Annotated in this window: 15 protein-coding genes; 13 read left to right on the top strand and 2 right to left on the bottom strand. The window is 66.2% G+C overall.

Annotated elements, in window-relative coordinates; all coding sequences use genetic code 11:
• Positions 1–104 precede the first annotated feature (104 nt).
• A complete protein-coding gene (locus AC07RM_RS34135; protein ID WP_495337304.1) occupies positions 105–794 on the bottom strand; it encodes an acyl-homoserine-lactone synthase in 690 nt (229 codons plus the stop codon).
• Between the two features lie 496 nt (positions 795–1,290).
• Here AC07RM_RS34135 and AC07RM_RS34130 point away from each other — a divergent pair, with 496 nt between their 5' ends.
• The gene (locus tag AC07RM_RS34130) at positions 1,291–2,004 is read left to right on the top strand and encodes an autoinducer binding domain-containing protein (RefSeq protein WP_495337303.1); all 714 of its coding nucleotides are present in this window, start codon (positions 1,291–1,293) and stop codon (positions 2,002–2,004) included.
• A gap of 7 nt (positions 2,005–2,011) precedes the next feature.
• Here AC07RM_RS34130 and AC07RM_RS34125 read toward each other — a convergent pair whose 3' ends face one another.
• A complete protein-coding gene (locus AC07RM_RS34125) occupies positions 2,012–2,854 on the bottom strand; it encodes a hypothetical protein (protein ID WP_495337302.1) in 843 nt (280 codons plus the stop codon).
• A 165-nt stretch (positions 2,855–3,019) separates the two neighbouring features.
• Between AC07RM_RS34125 and AC07RM_RS34120 the strand changes: the two genes are divergently transcribed.
• The 12 genes from AC07RM_RS34120 (at position 3,020) to AC07RM_RS34065 (ending at position 19,966) form a co-directional block, all read left to right on the top strand.
• A complete protein-coding gene (locus AC07RM_RS34120) occupies positions 3,020–3,736 on the top strand; it encodes an SIR2 family NAD-dependent protein deacylase (protein WP_495337301.1) in 717 nt (238 codons plus the stop codon).
• A gap of 208 nt (positions 3,737–3,944) precedes the next feature.
• On the top strand, positions 3,945–4,427 hold the full coding sequence (locus tag AC07RM_RS34115) for an Hcp family type VI secretion system effector (RefSeq protein ID WP_057597029.1): 483 nt from the start codon (positions 3,945–3,947) through the stop codon (positions 4,425–4,427).
• Positions 4,428–4,515: 88 nt separating this feature from the next.
• A complete protein-coding gene (locus tag AC07RM_RS34110) occupies positions 4,516–7,743 on the top strand; it encodes a type VI secretion system Vgr family protein (protein ID WP_495337300.1) in 3,228 nt (1,075 codons plus the stop codon).
• 29 nt (positions 7,744–7,772) lie between these two features.
• Positions 7,773–8,099: a hypothetical protein gene (locus AC07RM_RS34105; protein ID WP_495337299.1), complete on the top strand. Its 327-nt coding sequence runs from the start codon at positions 7,773–7,775 to the stop codon at positions 8,097–8,099.
• Between the two features lie 16 nt (positions 8,100–8,115).
• Positions 8,116–8,550, top strand: coding sequence for a DcrB-related protein (locus AC07RM_RS34100; protein ID WP_495337298.1), 435 nt, complete (start codon positions 8,116–8,118; stop codon positions 8,548–8,550).
• A gap of 34 nt (positions 8,551–8,584) precedes the next feature.
• Complete coding sequence (locus AC07RM_RS34095) at positions 8,585–13,123, top strand: RHS repeat-associated core domain-containing protein (protein ID WP_495337297.1); 4,539 nt, start codon at positions 8,585–8,587, stop codon at positions 13,121–13,123.
• 26 nt (positions 13,124–13,149) lie between these two features.
• Positions 13,150–13,644 (top strand): hypothetical protein, encoded by a 495-nt coding sequence (locus tag AC07RM_RS34090; protein ID WP_495337296.1) that lies wholly within the window; start codon positions 13,150–13,152, stop codon positions 13,642–13,644.
• A 28-nt stretch (positions 13,645–13,672) separates the two neighbouring features.
• Positions 13,673–14,041, top strand: a complete 369-nt coding sequence (locus AC07RM_RS34085; RefSeq protein ID WP_495337295.1) for a hypothetical protein — start codon at positions 13,673–13,675, stop codon at positions 14,039–14,041.
• A gap of 225 nt (positions 14,042–14,266) precedes the next feature.
• A complete protein-coding gene (locus AC07RM_RS34080; RefSeq protein WP_495337294.1) occupies positions 14,267–14,956 on the top strand; it encodes a DUF6088 family protein in 690 nt (229 codons plus the stop codon).
• A gap of 22 nt (positions 14,957–14,978) precedes the next feature.
• Positions 14,979–16,313: a DNA cytosine methyltransferase gene (locus AC07RM_RS34075; RefSeq protein ID WP_495337293.1), complete on the top strand. Its 1,335-nt coding sequence runs from the start codon at positions 14,979–14,981 to the stop codon at positions 16,311–16,313.
• Between the two features lie 465 nt (positions 16,314–16,778).
• Positions 16,779–18,446, top strand: a complete 1,668-nt coding sequence (locus AC07RM_RS34070) for a hypothetical protein (RefSeq protein ID WP_495337292.1) — start codon at positions 16,779–16,781, stop codon at positions 18,444–18,446.
• Positions 18,443–19,966, top strand: a complete 1,524-nt coding sequence (locus tag AC07RM_RS34065) for a hypothetical protein (protein ID WP_495337291.1) — start codon at positions 18,443–18,445, stop codon at positions 19,964–19,966. The genes AC07RM_RS34070 and AC07RM_RS34065 overlap by 4 nt, the downstream gene beginning before the upstream one ends.

Below are 19,966 nucleotides of genomic sequence, written 5' to 3'. Positions count from 1 at the left end.
CACGAAGCTTTTCTTGATGATGTGAAGCGCCCAGCCTTCCTGGCGATCGCTCCTGGAATTCACGCTGCGCGCACGACGCTCAGCGTGTGGCCGTTGCACGGCGGCTATGGCACGGCGGCCAGGCGAGGTCGCGGCAGATGCGCAGCGGATGGCTGCGCCTTGGGGCGGATGTCGCGTGTGCGCCTGGCGATGAGTTCCGGGTGTTCGCATGGCCCGGTGGTCGACATGCGCCGAGGCCTGGCACCCACTTCGATCCAGCAGGCGAAGACCGACCGGCCATCGACGATCTGTGGCGGTGCGGCGCGCTGTGCCTGGAAGCCGTAGCGGCGAAGCAGGCGCTCGATGCCCAGCGGCGACACGGTGATCAGCCGCCGGATGCCGTGCCGCGCGGCTTCGGCCAGTACCGCTTCGAGCAAGTCGATGACGATCGCGGAAGCGAACTGCGAGAGCGCGTCGCCGTCGCGCGCGAGGAAATCGGTGGCCGCGAAGCGCGAGAGCTCCCAGACCAGCGGGTCGCGCGGAGGCTGGGCGCCGCCCATCAGTTGGGGAAAGACCTCGCCCAGGAGGTAGGGATGCTCGGTCGGCAGCAGGCGTGCCGTGCCCACGATCTCGCCCGAAGCGCCGCGAGCCGCGACATAGAGGGTCTCGGCATGGTCGAACTGGTCGAGTTCCAAGCCATCCCGAGCGCTGAGCTTCCAGCCCAGTTTTTCGACAAAGACCCGGTGGCGATATCTCGCAATAGCCACCATGACGTCGGGCGCGAGTGCGCCCGGCTTTCCAGTCAGAATTTCCACGATGCCCGCTCCCCGCAAAAAGTTGTGCAATTCCAACTTGGGGGGAAATTAGGCGTAACTACCAAAATTAGTGGTTTTCGACCAATGAGGGTAACGGGGGCGTAATTCGTGACGAATGAATCAGGTTCAAACGGGAATTGAGTCGAAAGTGTTCGTGAGGCACTGGGATAAAAACCCCGAAAGCTCAATTCATTTTTGAGAAATTATCAGAAAACAAGTATTTCTATTTGGGTTGCAATCATTTCGTAGTGCTCTGTTCTGGTGCGAGCTTCGACCGACACAGGGCCTCTGGCTTCGGGAGAGAAGCGTCGAGGCTGACTGGAAGTTTTCCTCGTTGGAGAAAAAACCACGTCTCGCCCGCTCTTGCTCCGCGAAATAGACAACTAAGTTGCAAACGATTCTCTTTTGGCGCTCCTCCCATGGCACCGGACAAACCGAAAGACGAAGATTTGGAAATTCGATCTCGTTGGGAAACGGCTAAAAAAAGAGCACCACTATGGATGCATGGATTGAAGAGCATTCGGAGGAATTGCTGCGGGCGCGCGACAAGGACGCCGCATTCACGCAAATCCTCGCGGCGGCAAGAGACCTGGGGTTCGACCATTGCGCGTATGGCCTGCGATGGCCATTGCCAATTGCAAAACCCCGATTCCTGCTGATCAGCAACTATCCGGCAGGGTGGCGCGAACAGTACGAAGCCGCTGGCTATCTGGCGATCGATCCCACCGTGTCGCATGGCCGCCGATCGCAGAATCCGCTGATCTGGAGGGACGAGGTGTTTGCCGGTGCGCCGGAGTTGTGGGAGGGCGCGCGTTCCTTCGGGCTGGCCGTGGGCTGGGCGCAATCGAACTTCGATGCCAGCGGCGTGGTGGGCATGCTGAGCCTTGCGCGCGCGGGCGAGCCGATCACCGGCAGCGAGTTGCAGGCCAAGGAACTGCGCATGCGCTACCTGGTCTGCGCCTCGCACCATGTGCTGTCGCGCATGCTCTCGTCGCGCAGCGAAAGAGGGCCCGAGGTTTTTCTGACCAAGCGCGAGATCGAGATCCTCAAGTGGCTGGCCGACGGCAAGTCCTCTCGGGAGATCTCGGACATCCTCCACATCGCCTTCGACACCGTGAACTTCCACGTGAAGAACGTCATCACGAAGTTCGGCACGCCCAACAAGACCGCCGCGGTGGTCCGTGCGGTCTTGATGGGCCTCGTGGACTAGCGGGCGGTCAACCCGCCACGCGATAGACCGGCTCGCGCACCAGCGCCCGTGCCACCCGCCACGCCATCCACAGCAGCGCGATCGGCAGCACCACGGTCTGCAGCGCGAACAGCGCGATCAGCTTCACGATGCGCTCGGCCCAGTCCGAGGCCGAGCGGATGATCTGGTCGTAGGTGGCCTTGAGGTTCGGCAGCTTCGGCAGCCAGCGCTCGATGCGTTCCTTCCAGCCCTCCTGCGCATTCGGCTGCGCCTCCTGCGCGGTGTCGACCACGGCGGCCGGCGACTTCTCGATCAGCGCGAGCGCCGACTGGTACTCGTCGGCCATGAAGACGCGGTACAGCCCCTCGTTGGCCATGGCCGACAGCGGCACCGCGAAGCGCACCAGCAGCAGCCCGATCAGCAGCGACTGCAGCCAGCGCGGCGAACGGCCGCTGTGCCAGCGCCAGGCAATCCATGCCAGCGCCACCGCGCAGACCAGCACCGACATGTAAGCATGCGCGCCGATCTTCAGCAGCACGAGCTGGATGCCGAAGGACACGCTGGCCGCCAGCATGATGGCCGCGAACTGTTCGATCAGTTCGTTGAGCGGCTTGAGCGCCTGGCCCGGCGCAAGGCTCACGCCGATGCCGCCGGGCGTGGCGTCGACCTGCGTGCCCTGTGCCACCGACACCACCGCGCCAAGTGCGCGTGCCGCGGCGAAGGTGGTCAGGGCGCGCTTGAGTCCGTCCTCGACCTGCGCGCGCGCGGGCGTGTCGATCGGCGCGACCCAGCAGCCCAGAAACACCACGAGGGCGACGGCGAGAAGGTAGAAGCGCTGCAGCGGTCGGTTGGAGGTGGTGGTGCTGTTCATGGCTCGTGGTCGGATGCGTGCGCGCGGTCGCGTGAAGGGCCGCGGCGGCCTTCTGGCATTCTCGCGGCGCTCGGTCGCCGCTCGAAAGAATCCCGCATGGCGGGGTCGGTCGGGGTGTGCGTTCGACGCCGCCCCGGGTTTCTTGTTCCCTTCGGAGTCCTCTTCATGACAACCACCGTTCAACCCCGCAAGATCGTCGTGCTCTCGGGCTCGGGCGTGAGCGCCGAAAGCGGCCTGCCCACCTTCCGCGATGCCAAGGGCCTGTGGAACAACCATCCGTGGCAGGAGCTCGCGAGTCCCGAGGGCTGGCAGCGCCATCCCCAGACCGTGCAGGCCTTCTACAACGAGCGCCGCCAGAAGGCCTGGGCGGCTCAGCCCAATGCGGCGCACGCGGCCATCGCCTCGCTCGAGCCGGCCTACGAGGTGGTCATCGTCACGCAGAACGTCGATGCGCTGCACGAGCGCGCCGGCTCCACGCAGGTGCTGCACATCCACGGCGAGCTCGCCTATGCGCGCGGCACCTCGGAGCGGCGTCATCGCTACCGCATCGACGGCGCGGCGATCGAGATGGGCCAGCTGTGCGAAGACGGCACGCAGCTGCGGCCCGACATCGTGTGGTTCGGCGAATCGGTGCAGCACTTCGACGAGGCGCTGATGCACGTCACCACCGCCGCGCGCGTGCTGGTGGTGGGCACCTCGCTCGCGGTGCAGCCGGCCGCCTCGCTCGCGCGGTACGCGCACGCGAGTGCCGAGAAGGTGCTGGTGTCGCTCGAGATGGAGGAGGTGCCGCGCGGCTTCGCCTTCATGCGCGGCAGGGCGACCGAGCAGGTGCCGACGCTCGTCGCGCGATGGCTCGCGGAAGCGGAACGAGCCGGCACCTAGCGTGCGCCAACGCAGGCCCGTCATCGTGAGATGACGGGCTTTTTTGTGTCGCCTTGTTTCGGCCTTCGCGCCCAGAGCCCTTGAAAGAACCGATTGTTCCTAAGGTTCCGGGCGCGTAGTGCTTTTTTCGCCGTGACCTTCTGCACTGGCGAGCCCATCGCGCATCACCTACCTTCCAGGCGGTTTCAACGCAACACGGGAGCAGCTCATGGCGGTAGACATGTTCATGCGCGTCGAAGGCGCGAATGGCGAATCGAAGGACGCGAACCACAAGGACTGGACGGACATCAAGTCCTTCGCATGGGGCGCGACCCAGCCCGGCAACATGGTCAGCGGTGGCGGCGGTGGCGTGGGCAAGGCCAGCTTCAACGACCTGCAGGTGCTCGCGCGCATCGACAAGGCGGCACCGGCCGTGCTGAAGAACTGCGCCAGCGGCAAGCACCTGGGCAAGATCGAAGTGTCGGTCTGCAAGGCCGGCGGCTCGCAGATCGAATACACGCGCGTGACGCTCGAGGAGGTGCTGGTCACCTCGGTGCAGTACACGGCCGAGCAGGGCAGCGACGCAGTGTTCGTGCAGTACGCGTTCCAGGCTGCCAAGGTCAAGCAGCAGTACTGGGAACAGACCGACAAGGGCGGCAAGGGCGCCGAAACCCAGCTCGGCTGGAACATCAAGGAAAACAGGGAAGCCTGAGCACCGCGTGTGCAGGCCGGCGTGCGATGCGCGCCGGCTCGTGCGCGCCCGTGCGTTGCATCCGCTTCGTCGCTGAGTCCCCGGCCCCATGACCCGCAGCTTCATCGCCCACAGCGCGCTGGGCGAGCGCCTCAAGTTCCGTTCGATGACGGGGCAGGAGCGCATCTCCACGCTGTTCGAATCGCGCGTGCGGCTGGTCAGCGAGCTGCCCGGCATCTCGGCCAGGCAGATGCTCGGCGAGGACATGACGATCGAGGTCAACCTCGCGACCGAGCTCGGCGGCGCGGGCCAGCGCTTCATCAGCGGGCAGGTCACGCGCTTCGCGCGCGTGGGCAAGGACGACGGCGACATGCATGTCTACGAAGCCCAGCTGCGCCCCTGGCTCTGGTATTCCACGCGGCGCTCGGACTTCAAGATCTTCCAGTTCAAGACCGTGCCCGACATCGTGCAGGAGGTGCTCGCGCCTTACGGCTTCGGCATCGATGCGCGGCTGAGCGGCAGCTACCGCAGCTGGGACTACTGCGTGCAGTACGGCGAGACCGACTTCGATTTCGTGAGCCGGCTCATGGAGTCCGAGGGCATCTACTACTTCTTCGCGCATGCGAGGGGCAGCCACCAGCTCGTGCTGTGCGACGGCCCGGGCTCGCATGCGCCGCTGCCCGCCGGTCCGGTGAAGGTGCCGTACCACGCGGGCGTGCTCGCGGCGCAGATCCTCGAGCAGGACTTCATCGACAGCTGGCATCACGCCGAGGACATCGCCTCGGGCCATTTCGCGACCGACGACTACGACTTCAGGAAGCCCCACGCCGAGATCGACACGCTGCGCCGCCAGCCCGCGGGCCACAGCCGCGACAGCTACGAGATCTACGACTGGCCCGGCGGCTACACCGAACTGGGCGACGGCGAGAACTACGCGCGGCTGCGGCTCGAGCAGCAGACCGGCCGGCGCGAATCGATCGAGGCCGAAGGCAACCTGCGCCACATCGCGCCCGGCTACCTGTTCGACCTCGCGCGCCATCCGAACGCCGAGGACAACCGCCGCTATCTGATCGAGGCCGCGAGCCACGACTTCCAGGAGAACGCGCTGCGCGTGGCCGCCGCCGGTGCCGCCTACGGCGAATCGACCAGCAGCACCAGCTACCGCCAGGCCTTCGCGGTGGTGCCCGACAGCGCCCTGTACCGCGTGCCGCGCCTCACGCCGCGCCCGCGCACCACCGGCCCGCAGACCGCCGTGGTGGTGGGCCCCGCGGGCGAGGAGGTCCACACCGACGAGTACGGCCGCATCAAGGTGCAGTTCCACTGGGACCGCTACGGCCAGCGCGACGAGAACGCCTCGTGCTGGATCCGCGTTTCGCAGACCTGGGCCGGCGGTGGCTACGGCAGCATGCAGATCCCGCGCATCGGCCAGGAGGTGATCGTCGACTTCCTCAACGGCGATCCCAACCATCCGATCGTCACGGGCTGCGTCTACAACGCCGCGCAGATGCCGGCCTGGGAGCTGCCGCGCCACAAGACGCAGTCGGGCATCCAGACCCACTGGAGCAAGGGCGGTGGCGGCAAGCACATGCTGCGCTTCGAGGACAAGCGCGGCAGCGAGCACATCGAGCTCTCGACCGACCACGGCGCCACCCACCTGCACATGGGCTACCTGATGAACCAGGGCTCGGAGGTGCAGCGCAGCTACGGCTTCGAGCTGCGCACCAACGAGTGGGGTTCGATCCGCGCCGACAAGGGCCTGCTGCTGACCACCTACACGCAGGACTTCACGCAGCGCGTGTCGCGCGACAACCCCGACGGCCACGAACACATGGGCGCCGCGCTCGCGCAGAGCGGCGCGCTGATGCAGTCGGCCGGGCAGGCCATCGCCGCCACCAAGGCGCTGGTCGGCGCCATGGCCAAGGGCAAGGGCCAGCAGCTCATGGGGCTGGCGCAGGGCGTGCAGTCGCTGGCCGGCGCGGCGCAGGCGGTGAGCGCGCTGACGGGGGGCGATGCCTCCGACGAGGCCGGCGTCTCGGGCGATGCCGACCCCGCCATGGCCGATGCGCAGCGCATGCTCGACCTCTCGCGCAGGATCGACAAGCCCGTGGTCTCGATCGTGAGCCCCGAGGGCCAGACCATGATCAGCCCCAAGCCCATCGTCGTGAGCTCGGGCCAGAGCGTGTCGATGCGCTCGCAGTCGGCCATGACGCTCACCACCGGCGCCCAGCTCACGCAGCTGGTGGCGGGCGGCATGCTGACGCAGGTGGCCAAGGGCGGGCAGGTCAACGTGGTCTCGGGCGGCGACATCGTCTCGCATGCGAGCGAGGGCGCGATCAACCTCGTCGCCAAGACCGATGCCTCTGTGACCTCGACCGAGAGCAACGCCAACCTCGTGGGCCGCAAGTCGGTGCTGGTGCAGGCGGTGGACCAGGACGTGTTCGTGATGGGCAAGACCAGCATCTCGCTGATCTGCGGCAAGTCGTCGATCGTGCTGCTCGAGGACGGGACGATCCGCATCAGCGGCGTGAAGGGGCTGGTGAACTTCACGGAGGATCTGGATCAGCGGGGCGGGAAGATCTTTCTGAACTGCGAGGCGCCGGTGGGTGCGGCGCCGCCCGAATCGGAGGAAGAAACCGTCTCCGCGCCGGCCGTGCCGGGCGCCGCCGCGCCGGCGGCACCGCCACCCGGCACCAAGGTCGCGAAGCCGGCCTTCGCGCCGGCAGTGGCCGAGGAACCGCCGGCCACCGCCGCCACCCTCGCGGTGCCGAACTCGCCGAGCATGTCGCCCGCGCAGGTGAACCTCGGCGAGCTCAACGGCGACTTCACCCACCGCTGGAACAAGAGCTTTCCCAACGGCGTGCCGACCGAGCAAGCCAACACGCTGGTGGCGAACGGGAAGGGCGAGCTCTCGCTCGCCAATCCGGTGTCGGGCACGTCCGCGCACGCAGCGCCCGACCTCGACGTGTCGCGCAACCAAGAGGTGCTGGGCGTCTTCCATTCGCATCCCCAGATCGCCAACAACACCGTCTACACCGGCGTCTCGCTGAGCGGCGGCGACGCGGGCTACCTGATCAACACGCAGCAGAACGTGATCGTGGCCCAGAGCGGCGCCGACCAGTTCATGTACATGCGCACCGCCCAGACGCCCGCCAACATCAACAGCGACCTGCTCAACAAGGCACAGAACGCGCGGATCAACGAACTGGTGAACCAGCCCTCGGCCAGCCCCATGAGCTATCCCACCGCGACGCGCATCGCCGCGCGCGAGACGGCCGAGAAGCTGAATCTGGCCTACTACCAAGGCAACGGCGGCGTGCTCAACCGCGTGTGGCCCTGACACGCATGAATGCAGCGAGCGACCACCCCATGCCCAACGACGAAACCCTTGCCATCGAGGCCGAAGCCCTGCTGCGCGCCGCCGACGAAGCCATCGCGCGGCAGGACTGGTCCGCCGCCGGTCGCCAGATCGACCGCGCGCTGCAGCTCGTTGGCGACCACTACCTCTCGCCGCGCGCCATCGACTCGAGCGGCCAGACACTGGTGCTCGCCGACATCGAGGCCGCGCAGGGCCGCGAGTCGTCGGCCATCGCGGTGCGGCGCGGCGTGCTGCATTCGCGCATCGTGCAGCTGCGCGAGAAGCTGCGGCCGCCATCGACTCCGTCGACCTTCCCCATTCCTGGCCCTTCGCGCTGAAGCGGCCCGCACACTCATGCGCTATCACATCCAAGAAGGCCACTTTGACCTCCCCGACGACGGCCGCATCGACCGCTCGATGAACGTGCTCGCGATGCCCGACGGCAGCGGCGTCACCTTCATCGTGAGCCGCGACGCATTGCGCGCGCGGGAGACCCTGGCCGCCTTCGTCGAACGCCAGATGAACGACCTCAAGCGCCAAGTGAGCCAGCTGCAGGAGACCTCGCGCAACCCCATCGGCGTGGGCCCCGCCATGCGCAGCCTGGCCGCCATCGAGATCGTCACCCGCTTCAAGCAGAACGGCCAGGCGCTGCACCAGCGGCAGGCTGCCTTTCAGCTGCGCGACGGCCGCGCGGTGCTGATCCTCACCGCGAGCAGCCCCGAGCCCTTCGGCGAGAACGAGCTCGCGCTGTGGCAGCGCACGCTCGCGAGCTTCCAGCCCAGGGACTGACGCGGCACCGCGCCTGCGTGCCTCGCCATCGACCATGCCCGGCCAACCCGCAGCGCGCCTGCACGACCCCATCGCCCACACCAACGCGCATGCGCGCTTCTGGGCCAGGTTCGCCGGCGGGCTGATCGGCGGCATCGCCGTGGGCTTCGCGGCCGGCGTGGCCGTGGCGGCCGTGGTCGGCACCGGCGGGCTCGCGGGGCCGCTGGTGGCGGGCGCGGTGGTGGTCGGCGCGCGCATGGCCGGCGGCTACGTGGGTGCGAGCCTCGGCGAATCGATCGCCGATGCGCTGGTGCCCGAGACGCTCACCGTGACCGGCGCCATCACCAGCGCCTCGTCGGACGTGTTCGTCAACAGCAAGGCCGTGGGCGCGGCGCGCGCCTCGCCCGACATTCCGATGGACACCGTGAGCTGCTCGCGCGACTCGCCGCAGATCCTGCTGGCCGAGGGAGCCGAGACCGTGTTCATCAACCGCGGCGTGGCCTCGCGCAAGGACGACCACACCGAGTGCGGCGCCAAGGTCAGCGAAGGCTCGCCCAATGTCTTCATCGGCGGGCCGACCGCGCGCGTGCGCGAGGTGGCCGACGAGGTGCCGCTGATCTCGCGCATCGCCGTGACCGTGTTCAACCTCGTGATGATCTACAAGGGCCTGCGCTGCCTGCCGAAGCTCGCGCGCCAGGGCCGCAAGGCGCTGCCCTGCCTGATCGAGGGCGCCATCGGCGTGGGCATGGGCATCCACGGCCTGGTGAGCTCCTTCGGCAACCCGGTGCATGCGGCCACGGGCGGCAAGTTCCTCGGCGGCGAGGCCGAGCTCGACTTCCGCCTGCCGGGCGCGCTGCCCATCGAATGGCAGCGTTTCTACAGCAGCCACGACCTGCGGCGCGACGGCGCGCTGGGGCAGGGCTGGAACCTGCCCTATGGCTCGCAACTGCGGCTCGATAGGGGCGCCACGGGCGAGCCCGTGGTGGTGCTGATCGACACGCAGGGGCGCGAGGTCGAGCTGCCCGATCTCGAGGCGGGCTCGCGCCAGCTGTTCCTGCGCGAGGGGCTGGACCTCTGCCGCAGCGAGGGCGGCCATTACTTCATCCACGTGCCGGGCGGGCTCTTCTACCTGTTCGAGGCGCCCGCCGACGCAGCGCGCAACGGCCAGTTGCTGAAGCTCGCGCGCGTGGAAGACCGCAACGGCAACTTCATCGACCTGCGCCACGATGCGCGGGGCCGCCTCGTCGCGATGACCGACGGCACCGGTCGCCTGCTCGCGCTCGACTACATGGGCGAGAGCCCGCGGCTCGATGCCGTGCGCATTGCCGTCGGCGCGCCGGGCGAATCGCCGGGCCTGCTGGTGCGCTACCGCCACGATGACCACGGCCGCCTGGCCGAGGTGACCGACCGCAACGGCGTGGTGGCGCGGCGCTTCGCGTACGACGCGCAGGGCCTCATGTGCCTGCATGCCGACGCCGCCGGCCGCGAGTGCCGCTACGAATGGACCGGCACCGGTGCCGAGGCCCGCGTGGCGCGCCACTGGACCAGCGACGGCGAGCGCCACGAGGTCCGCTACCTGCGGCTGCGGCCCGACGACGCGCCGCCGCTCGACGACCCCGGCGTGGCCGTCGGCGAGACCCACGTCATTGACCAGCTCGGCCGTGGCTTCACCTGGCAGTGGAACGACGAGCACCAGATCCTCGGCTACACCAATGCCGAGGGCCAGTACTGGCGCGCCCGCTACAACGCGCTGCGCCAGCTCGTCGCCATCACCGAGCCCGACGGCGCCACCACGCGCTGCGACTACGACGCGCAGGGCTTCCCCAGCAGCCGCACCGACGCACTGGGCCGCACCCGCGGCACCGGCTGGACCGACTTCGGCCTGCCCTGGCGCGAAACCGAGGCCGACGGCAGCGCCCACGTCTACGCCTACAGCGACGAGGGCAACCTCGTGCGCGAGACCGATCCGCTGGGCCGGACCCGCAGCTACAGCCACGACCGGCGCGGCCTGCCCATCCTCGTGACCGATGCGCACGGCGGCCACAACCGCCTGCGCTGGAACGAGCGCGCGCTGCTCGTCGCCTTCATCGACTGCTCGGGCAAGACCACGCGCTACGACTACGACGGCTGGGGCCACCTGAAGACCGTGACCGATGCCGCCGGCCAGCAGACCCGGCTCACGCACGACGCCATGGGCCGGCTGCTTGGGGTGTCGCTGCCCGACGGCAGCCACCAGGGCTTCGAGCGCGACGCCGCCGGCCGCCTGGTCGGCGCCACCGATGCGCTGAGCCGCGCCACCCGCTTCGCGCTCGATGCGCGCGGCGAGCCGCTGTGGCGCCAGGACGCCGAGGGCCGGTGCTTCGCCTGGCAGCGCGACAGCGCGGGGCGGCTGCAGGCGCTGGTCAACGAGAACGGCCTGCGCTTCGAGTTCGTGCGCGACCGCGCCGACCGCATCGTGGAGGAGCGCCGCGTGGGCGGCACGCGCGTGCGCATCGCCTACGACGCCAATGGCCGGCCCGTGGCCATCACGCACTTTCCGGGCATCGGCGACGACGACCTGAAGCCGCGCGATGCCGGTGCACAGGGCGAGGCCTCGCCGCAGGGCGCGCAGCCGCTGCGCACCGAGCTCGTTCGCGATGCCGTCGGCCGGTTGATCGAGAAGCGCACCGCGAGCCACCACTACCGCTATCGCTACGACCTGCGCGACCGCCTCGTGGAGGCGCTGAAGCTCGAGGTGAAGGGCACTGGCGACGCCATCGCGTTGCAGCCGCTGCATCGCACACGCTTCGGCTACGACCTGCTCGGCCAGTTGACGAGCGAGACCGCCATCGACGAGCGCACCGGCGAGCAACACACGCTGCGGCACGAGCACGACGCGCTCGGCAACCGCACGCGCACCGTGCTGCCCGCGCTCGCGGGCGACCGCGACACCGTGCGCGCCTTCAACTACCTGCACTACGGCTCAGGCCACCTGCACCAGGTCAACGTCTCGCGCCAGCACGGCGACGCGCCGGCGCTGCACCAGCTCGTGAGCGACATCGAGCGCGACGAACTGCACCGCGAGATCGCGCGCAGCCAGGGTGCGCTGTCGACCCGCTTCGCGCTCGATCCGCTCGGGCGCCGCGCCGCCGCATGGTGCCGCCCCTCGTCGCTGGCCGCAGCCTTCACGCCCAACGACCCGGCCTGGCGCCAGGCCCTCGAGCGCGCCGGCACGCCCGAGGCCGGCGCGCTCGACGGCCTCGCGAAGGACTACGGCTACGACCCCGTCGGCGAGCTGCGCCGCGGCCGCCATTCGCTGCAGGGCGCCTTCGCCCACCGCTACGACGCCACCAGCCGCATCGAGGAGAGCGTGCGCGTGCCCCTGGGCGCGAGCGCGCAGGCGCCGCGTGGCGCCGCCAGCCACGAACGCTTTGCCTACGACCCCGCCGGCAACCTGCTCGATGCCTCGCTCGCGAACGAGGCCGCGCAAGGCGCCGTCGGCGGCCGGCTGCACGACAACCTCGTGCGCGTGTTCGAGGACAAGCGCTACAGCTACGACGGCCATGGCCGGCTCGTGCGCAAGCGCGCGGGCCGCCACACCGAGCAGCATTTCGAATGGGACGACGAGAGCCGCCTCGTCGCCGTGCGCACCACGCGCCGCCCTGGCACCGAGCACGCCACCACCCAGACCACCCGCTTCGACTACGACGCCCTGGGCCGCCGCGTCGCGCGCCACGACGCCTTCGGCAGCACCCGCTTCATCTGGGAGGGCATGCAGCTCATCGAGGAGCGGCGCGGTGCCCAGGTGCTGAGCTACGTCTACGAGCCCGGCGGCCACGCGCCCATGGCCCGGATCGAGGAGCGCTCGCCGGCATCGAACGGGGAGGGCGGCGACGCGGACCGCGCGAGCCGCTGCGAGATCTGCCACTTCCACACCAACCAGGCCGGCCTGCCCGAGGAACTGAGCGGCCCCGACGGCACCCTGCGCTGGCGCGCCAGCTACCGCACCTGGGGCGCCACCGTGTCGGAGCACTGGGAGGCCAGCACCCTCGACGGCCGCCCCGTGCTGCGGGCGGCGGCGCATGGCGACGAGGGACACGCATCGCTGGCCGAGCAGAACCTGCGCTTTCAGGGCCAGTACCTCGACCGCGACACCGGCCTGCACTACAACACCTTCCGCTTCTACGATCCCGACATCGGCCGCTTCATCAGCCCCGATCCGATCGGGCTGGCGGGCGGGGCGAACCTGCATCTGTATGCGCCGAATCCGGTGTCGTGGATCGATCCGTGGGGGTGGAGTTGCGGCGACCAGAAGATCAACTGGAAGAGCGTCAAGCAGTTCGGCCACGCCTTCTCGCGCCACGGTGCCGGCGCGAAGATCGCCAAGCAGCTCACCGACCGTGCGCGCGGCACCGGGCAGTCGCAGGGCCAGTGGCGCGACAACGCCGCGGCTGCCGAACTGCTGTCCGGCGTGAAGGCCACCGAACCCACGCGCATCGCTATCCCCGAAGGCATGGGACAGGTGATCCGGCCTGACGGTTCCGTCGTGCCGGCGCAATGGGCTATGGTCGTGCCCCGGGGCGATGCGATACGCACCGCTTTTCCCGTCGAATGAATGCTGGAAGCAAAGAGATTCGCCCGATGCATATTGAACTCAGAGTGGGGACCGACCTGCCGGCCGGCGCGCTGGCAGCTCGCACCTACGACCCGAACGACGACGACGTGCGCTCGATCCTCGCGGATGCTTGCGAGGCGCTCGAAGGCCATGCGGAGTTTCTGATTGCAGGCTTCGGCCAGGATCGCTGGCCCGTGGATGTGCGCACCGATCTGGCCGTGTTTCTCGAACAACTGCCCGATGCTTTGAGGGCCGTGCGAAGCGGCGAGGAGGCCGAGATCGATCTGTACGAACAAGGCATCGAGCGAACGCTCGAGCTGCAGCCGCAAGGCTCGGGCTATACCGTGCGCTGCGTCAGTCGCACCGATTGGCAGCCCGTGCCCGAGGTCGAGGCGTTCGAGGGGCAGGCCATCGCGACCATGCTGCTCGGCGTGCGCGACGCCTTCCTGCAGGCCTTGGCGCGGCTGGCGTCCGAGCTGCGCACGCATCCTTGGATCGTCGAATGGCAGGCCGCCGAGTGACCGCCGCGCGTATCCTGGCTGAAGCGAAGTGAGCTTCGAGGCAGGCAAGCCGCCGAGTGGACCGGGCCGAACCGTCGAGGCTGCGCGCGAGAACCTGCGCAACAACAAGAACGAAGAGATCGAAGGCACCTTCTGCCACGCGCTGTTCGAGGACCGAGTGTTCGACGAGGCGCTGCTCGTGCCGCTCATCGCCGACATCGAATGCGTGCTGGGTCAGGACGAGGTGAGCGTGCAGGACCGCCGGCTCGCGCACTGGGTGATGCTGGGCACGCTGCGCTGCCTGTTCTCGCACTTCGATGCGAACGATCTCTACAAGATCGAGAACCTCGATGCGGAGGTTTATGGGCGGTGGAGTGGGGACTACTTCGAGCGGTTTTGGGCGTTGATGTCGGGCTGACAGGCGGCGCGCATGCATTAGCGGAGCGTTCGATGCGTATCGAGCCCAAGGTAGCGCCCGACCTTCTGTCGCAGGTGATGCCGTCACGAGCCTATGACCTGCCGTGGTGAAGGCGATTGCCGTACGCTGCGGCAGCGGCGCGGGTCATCGAGGTCCTTGGAAATAATTGGCCATCTGATTCCCAGGATGTCAGAAACGACCCTATGATTCTGACACTTAAATATCATGATGACCCTGCCTCAGGCAATACTTGCGCACGCAAATGATCCTCTCGAAGCCAGGGTTCTCTCGCCGAAGGAGTTCCTCCATATGGGGAGTCGCACGGCAGTTGATCAGGCGTTCTCCAGGCTAGCAAGGGATGGGCATCTCATTCGTATTGACAGAGGTGCCTACGTTTTTCCTGCACAACCCGGAGGGCGCTACACCGCGCCGGCCGTCTCGAAGGTGGTCGAGGCGCTGGCGGCGATCTCCGGCGAAATCATCGTGCCTGATGGAATGGCGTCAGCCGTCTCTCTAGGGCTTGCTAGCCAAACGCGCGGGTCTTCGGGCTACGTTACCTCAGGGCGATCCAGGATCCTGTTGCTCGAACGGGACAAGGTCGTGCTAACGCATGCACCAAGTTGGATGCTCGCGATGGCAGGCGAGCCGGCCGGTTCTGCTATTCGCGCGATGGCGTGGAGAGGTCCAGGCAACATGTCCACCACGTTTTCCAAGCTGCGCCTCGCTCTTTCCGGCAGGGACTGGTCAATGCTGGCTGCATGCCGGTCGACGCTGCCATCTTGGATGGCCCGGGGTATAGGCGAGGAGATCTTGAGAACGTGCCCCACATTTTTCGTGCCTAGGCAAGGGGCCTCCACCACGCTGGGCCGCCGTGGTCTCCTTGAATCAACCAGCAGGCATACAGGTGTGTCCTAGCCAACGAAGTAAGCAGAGCGAGATGAGTACCTACAAGTTTGTTGATTTGTTTTCTGGGTGCGGGGGCCTTTCCCTTGGGCTCGCCATGGCTGGGCTAGAAGGGAAGTTCGCCATCGAGCGTGACGCGATGGCCTTCGAAACCTTTGCCGCGAACTTCCTGGACAAGCGCAAGTTGCCTGTCGGGAAGTTCGCCTGGCCTGAATGGCTCGAGCAACGTGCTTGGCCGATCGACGAGCTTCTTGAAAAGCATGTTGAGGATCTAGCCCAGCTCGAAGGTGTCGTGGAGGTTATGGCGGGGGGGCCACCCTGTCAGGGCTTCAGCTTCGCTGGTCGCCGCAATGAGGCCGATCCGCGCAACCAGCTTTTCAAGAAGTACGTCGAGGTCGTGAAGGCAATCAAGCCTTCCGCGCTAGTGGTCGAGAATGTTCCTGGCATGAAGTTCGCCCATTCAAAGAGAGGGGCCGCCGATGAGGAGGACGCGGCTACAACGGAGTCCTACTACGAGAAGCTAAAGAGGAGCCTGGAAGGCATCGGCTATCACGTTCATGCGGAGTTGGTCGATGCATCGCGCTTCGGCGTGCCGCAGAGGCGTACGCGGCTCATAGTGATTGGCTTGAGAGCAGACGTGGCTGCCTCGCTCGAGGGGGGAGTCCTTCAAGCCTTCAAGGAGCTAGAGCGCATGCGCATCGATCAATTGAAGGAGCTGAGGCTAACCGAGACGGTCGCGGCGTGCGAGGCAATATCTGATCTGGCGACGAAGCGCAGTCTCACGAAAGCGTGTGTAGACCCAAGGTCGCCCAAGGGATTCGTCGAGATCGAGTACAACGAGCCACTGACCCGGTATCAAGAACTGATGCACAAGGGTTGCCGCAAGGATGCGATGGACAGCATGCGATTGGCTCGGCATAGCGATGTCGTCCGTGAACGCTTTGCCCGGATACTCAAGGAGTGCCCGCGGGGAGTTCGCGTCAGCGAGGCGGACCGCAAGCAGTACAGCACCAAGAAGCACCGGATCTTCCCGATGGCTCCCTTGGATCCTGCCCCGACGATCACCACGTTACCCGACGATGTGCTGCACTATGCCGAGCCCAGAATCCTCACCGTCCGTGAGTGTGCCCGACTGCAGTCGTTTCCCGACTGGTTCCAATTCCGGGGCAAGTTCACGACTGGCGGGGATCGGCGAATGAAGGAATGTCCTCGATATACCCAGGTGGGTAACGCGGTGCCACCGTTGCTCGCGCGGGCCATCGGCCTTGCCATCAGGGCTGTGCTCGATGCTTCCCAGCAGGGTCTTGGAGAAAAGCCCGCGGCTGCAGATTGCGAGGTGGCCGTGCTCGACGAAATGGTCTTCGCATAGGAGTGATGGCTCATGCCGACAATATCGGGTGTTCAGCATGGGCCCGCACCCGTGTTTCCGCGCGCGCTGGTGGATTGGGCTGGGAGCCATTCAGGAGGGGTCAAGCGACTTTTCGATAGCAACAGCGGTCGTCCGGCGAAGGACTTACTTAAGACCAACCTGCTAGTGCGTTTGGAGGCGTGGGCCCGTTCACTGGCTTCGGGCGATTCATCCTGCCCGAGGGTTGTACTTCTAGTCGGCGGGCCGGGTAATGGGAAGACCGAAGCGATCGAATCGACCATCCTTTGGTTGGATGCGAGCCTAGGATGTGAGGGCCGTCTGGCAGGACAGCTGACCCATTCATTTCATCGCGTGGGTGGGATTCCACGAGTGGTCGAGGTAGACGCGGGCGCGCTTGCGAACCCTCCTCGGGAGCTTCATCTGAGTGTTGTCCAGGACGCCTCAACTACGGTCGGTAGGGAAGGGGTGCCTGCCGCCAACCTGCTTATCGAGGAGCTCGACAGCCTTGCGGAGCGAGGCGCCGCCGGCGTGTACCTGTGCTGCGTCAATCGTGGCGTGCTGGACGATGCGCTGATCTACGCGCTGGAAAATGGATTGGATGCATCCGAGAAGGTCCTAGAGGCGATCACCCGCGCGGTCAGCCTTGCTGCGGATGCACCTTCGTGCTGGCCGCTCAAGGGCTACCCGGGGATCGCGGTGTGGCCCATGGACGCCGAATCGCTGCTTGTGAAACCGGCCGGTCAAGCGATATCCCCCGCCGAGGCCCTCCTACTGCAGGCTACGAAATTCGAGTCGTGGCGAGCGTTCGGCTCTTGCGCAGCGGGTGACAAATGTCCCTTTTGCCACAGTCAGTCTTTGCTGTCGCAACAAGGCCCGCGAGATGCTTTGCTGCAGATCTTGCGATGGAACGAGTTGGCTAGCGGCAAACGCTGGAGCTTTCGAGACTTGTTTTCGTTGACTTCCTATTTGCTCGCGGGACATTTGTCGACCCGCGATGCGGTGCACGGGGATCCCTGCGCATGGGCAGCTGGACTCATCGAATTGGACAAGGATGCGCCGGGTGGAAAGCGCTTGTCCAAGCAGGCATGGGCTGCCCCATTTCGTGTCACGATGTCGAGCTATCAGCACGCCTTGTTCCACCGTTGGGACCGCGAGGCTTCCGTGGCCCTCCGCAGGGATCTCAAGGAGCTGGGGCTCGAAAATGACCGCACCCTTGCGGGCTTTCAGCAATTTCTGCATGAGCGTCGCGCGCCATACCTTCCCGCGACCATCGCCCCGTTGTTGGAAGGACTGGTAGACCTGCTCGACCCCGCCCTTGCAAACCCGGATAGCGAAGTCGCGGTAAGCGGCCGCACTACGGTCATGCTGCGTGAAATCGACATCCGCTTCAGCAGGTCCGTGCAAGAGGGGATTGAGTTCATCCGTCGATATCAGGTGCTTGCTCCCAATGAACTCGACCTGCTCAAGCGACTAGCAATTGCAGATGACCAATTGACCTATCCCGAGGTGCGTCGCAAGAGGCCAGCCGTGGCCAGCCGCATCCAGCAATTGCTTCGCGACTTTGCGGGGCGACTGGTGCGTCGAAGCATATGCACACGTTGCGCGGTGGTGCCGCATGCCGGTGTCCTCGCCGCCTTCCAGCAGGTGGTAGAGGATGACAGGAGCAACGCGCTTCACGACGTTGCAGATCAAGTTGAGCGACTGCTAAACAACGGGCAGGACTTCGAGGTGTCTTTGACGACAACATTTGGCCAGCCGCTGCCGCCCGCCCAGCGCCAAGCGACGCTCGTCGTGTCAAGCCAGCGGGTGGGCGTCGCGCGGCGCCAGGAGGAAGGCCGGCCAAGCTCTCCCATCTGCTTCCTGGAGGTAGGCAACGGCCAGTCCGCGCAGTCCATCGCGCTAACCTACGACCTGTTCAAGGCTGTCAGTGAGCTCGAACGCGGGCTATCTCCAGCATCCCTGCCTAGGACTGTCGTTGCCCTCCTGGATACCACTCGCGCGCGGCTGGCGGGACGCATTGTCCGTGACGCCGAAGTCCTGCGGCGTTCCAAGATCCGTATCGGTATGGACGGTACCGTTGTTGCCAAGACCTGGGACGGTTTCACGGCTCGGACGGAAAGGACTCGCGCATGACGCTCGCCAAGTTCAAGGATAGTCCGTGGCGCACCTCTCACTCCAGCTACGAAAAGTCAGCGCTGGCGATGAGCCCTGCGCCTGAATACGCGAGCTCAGACGTTCTAGTCTCTTCTTTGTACAGGACCATCGGTTTCGGAGCTCTTGGCGAGCGGGGTGTCCCGCAGGCCGGCAAGGACCACGACAAGCTTGTGCAAAAGCACCGCCGGAGGCGTTCCGCCCCTTCAGGCTCCTTGGTTCGGGCGGACACTTGGAACACTGTGATCCATGGGGTGCTCGAGAGCCCCAAGTTGCCCAATCAATCGTCCAAGCGGTTTCTCCAAGTCTCGCCACTAGTGCCGGCGCTTGCAGCCTTTTCAGGTTCCGCTCGCTTGAGTAGCAACTCGTGGCCAGCAGGGAGTCTCGTGCGGCGCATGGTCTGGCTGGGTGCCGTGGACGATGCCTCCGCGAGATCGCTGTGGGAGGCATTGTTCATCGCAATGGGCGTAGGCGAGAGCGACGATGTTTTTGCGCGCTGGCTTCAGCAGGAGGCCAGTGCATGGGCGGCCCCATCCCCGCCGTGGCATATCGACTTCCCTCCGTCTGATGAAGCCGGGGCGCTCGCAGGTCTCGGTGGAGCGGGGTCGCCCGCGCGGCAGTTCACCAGGGATCTGGCCTCCATCATTGCGGCGAAGGACGTGATGACGCGGCGCCAGTGGACCAGCTTGCTGGAGGCTGTTGTTAGGCTTGCAGCCGTTGCCCATGTTGCGTGGATATGCGATGTGCAGGCAAGGGTCTGGCGCAATGTCAGGGAGGCGGTAAGCGGCCAAATGGCTACTGCTGCGGCCCCCTCGATACCAGTGTTCCCCGAGGTTCCCCAGTACATGGTCTATGGTGGCAAGGCCCTGATGGGGCTCAAGGACCTGGTATCTGGCTACTTGCAGGCTCGGCTCGGCATCAATGCAGTCCTTTGGTCCTTGGAAGAGGCGGGCAAGCCTTTCGAAACCACGATCTCGACAAGTGAGAACGTACGCGCGCTATGTAGCCATGTGCGCCAAAACCGTGGTGGCCTGGTGAAGGCAGGAATCGAGAAAGCAATTCCTGAGATTCTAGAAAGCGAAGCTCGTGCATTGCTATGCAAGAAGGGGATTGGCTCGAACGTAATGGAGTTTGCGCGCCATTGTCTAGGCAGGAGGGATGCCGACAACCCATTGCTGCGCGGATATGACCAGGGATACGTTCTCAAGAAAAAGGGCAGCAGTCAGTCTAGCCCTTGGGTAGTGTCCCTCGGACCTGTCTCAGTCCTTGCGCTCACGCATTGTGCTCTCGCGGGGATGGAGGGACCGCGGTCGATACAGCGATTGGTCCGGCATCTCGCGGCCTACGGCGTATCCATTGACCGGAACGACATCGTCAGCAGTGACCTTGGGCACCAACTGAGGATGTTGGGACTGGTGCTGGACAGTCCAGATGCCGAGAGTGGAATGTTGCTGCTCCCACCTTTCCCGGTAGCTAGCGCGCCGGCCAACGAGGCCCGCTAA

This window comes from Variovorax sp. GW821-FHT09B05 (genome assembly GCF_059418265.1).
This window is presented reverse-complemented; position numbering and strand designations above follow the sequence as displayed.

What these genes read in the sequence shown, in the direction of transcription:
- AC07RM_RS34130 (WP_495337303.1), top strand. Translation starts at nt 1,291, where the DNA reads ATGGATGCATGGATTGAAGAGCATTCGGAGGAATTGCTGCGGGCGCGC.
- AC07RM_RS34065 (WP_495337291.1), top strand. Translation starts at nt 18,443, where the DNA reads ATGACGCTCGCCAAGTTCAAGGATAGTCCGTGGCGCACCTCTCACTCC.
- AC07RM_RS34105 (WP_495337299.1), top strand. Translation starts at nt 7,773, where the DNA reads ATGCCCAACGACGAAACCCTTGCCATCGAGGCCGAAGCCCTGCTGCGC.
- AC07RM_RS34110 (WP_495337300.1), top strand. Translation starts at nt 4,516, where the DNA reads ATGACCCGCAGCTTCATCGCCCACAGCGCGCTGGGCGAGCGCCTCAAG.
- AC07RM_RS34075 (WP_495337293.1), top strand. Translation starts at nt 14,979, where the DNA reads ATGAGTACCTACAAGTTTGTTGATTTGTTTTCTGGGTGCGGGGGCCTT.
- AC07RM_RS34115 (WP_057597029.1), top strand. Translation starts at nt 3,945, where the DNA reads ATGGCGGTAGACATGTTCATGCGCGTCGAAGGCGCGAATGGCGAATCG.
- AC07RM_RS34125 (WP_495337302.1), bottom strand. Translation starts at nt 2,854, where the DNA reads ATGAACAGCACCACCACCTCCAACCGACCGCTGCAGCGCTTCTACCTT.
- AC07RM_RS34090 (WP_495337296.1), top strand. Translation starts at nt 13,150, where the DNA reads ATGCATATTGAACTCAGAGTGGGGACCGACCTGCCGGCCGGCGCGCTG.
- AC07RM_RS34095 (WP_495337297.1), top strand. Translation starts at nt 8,585, where the DNA reads ATGCCCGGCCAACCCGCAGCGCGCCTGCACGACCCCATCGCCCACACC.
- AC07RM_RS34120 (WP_495337301.1), top strand. Translation starts at nt 3,020, where the DNA reads ATGACAACCACCGTTCAACCCCGCAAGATCGTCGTGCTCTCGGGCTCG.
- AC07RM_RS34080 (WP_495337294.1), top strand. Translation starts at nt 14,267, where the DNA reads ATGATGACCCTGCCTCAGGCAATACTTGCGCACGCAAATGATCCTCTC.
- AC07RM_RS34100 (WP_495337298.1), top strand. Translation starts at nt 8,116, where the DNA reads ATGCGCTATCACATCCAAGAAGGCCACTTTGACCTCCCCGACGACGGC.